The 567-nt window shown below is 63.1% G+C and carries 1 protein-coding gene; it reads right to left on the bottom strand.

Annotation, left to right across the window (positions count from 1 at the left end; translation table 11 throughout):
- A partial coding sequence (locus tag KYK14_RS22010; RefSeq protein ID WP_219161778.1) for a DUF4174 domain-containing protein occupies nucleotides 1–302 on the bottom strand: 302 nt, incomplete at its 3' end.
- Nucleotides 303–567 lie beyond the last annotated feature (265 nt).

Here is a 567-nt window from a genome sequence, read left to right as displayed (position 1 = left end):
GCGGACAGCTTCAGTTCCTGGCGGGCGTATTGGCGGTCGGCAGCGCTTAGCTGGCTTTCAATGACATCGAGCACCAGCATATCGCGTGCGCGCATTCCTTCCGGCTGGGCGGCAAGTAGGGCACGCTGGCGCTTCAGTGTGGCATCGTCGGCGGTAGGTGCGTGCAGGAGCAGTACGCGCTTTTTCCAGCGGTTGGCTTTCAGGGTAGCAGAGAGTGAAGCGGGGGGCGCGGCGCTCAGCAACACGGTCAGCAGCAGACCAATGCCACCCAACATGCCCAAACGACAAAAAGTAGTATGCATGGCTACTCCTACGCAAACCAACACCAACGGGATAAGCGCGGCCCCTACCCGGCCACCCGCAGCAGCCACCGTTTCAGTAGCGGCTGCCGGGCCACGGCAAAGCCTACGTTCATCAGCCAGGGCCGCGGGGCTACCAGGCGCATCAGGCGGTAGCTGCGCGCCAGCTTGCTGGTGATCTGGCGGGCTACCTGGTGCTCGATGTCATTGAAAGCCAGCTAAGCGCTGCCGACCGCCAATACGCCCGCCAGGAACTGAAGCTGTCCGC

Source organism: Hymenobacter profundi (genome assembly GCF_019334315.1).
Lineage (GTDB): Bacteria > Bacteroidota > Bacteroidia > Cytophagales > Hymenobacteraceae > Hymenobacter > Hymenobacter profundi.
The sequence above is the reverse complement of the archived record's forward strand: the minus strand, read 5'-3'. Positions and strand labels throughout refer to the sequence as shown.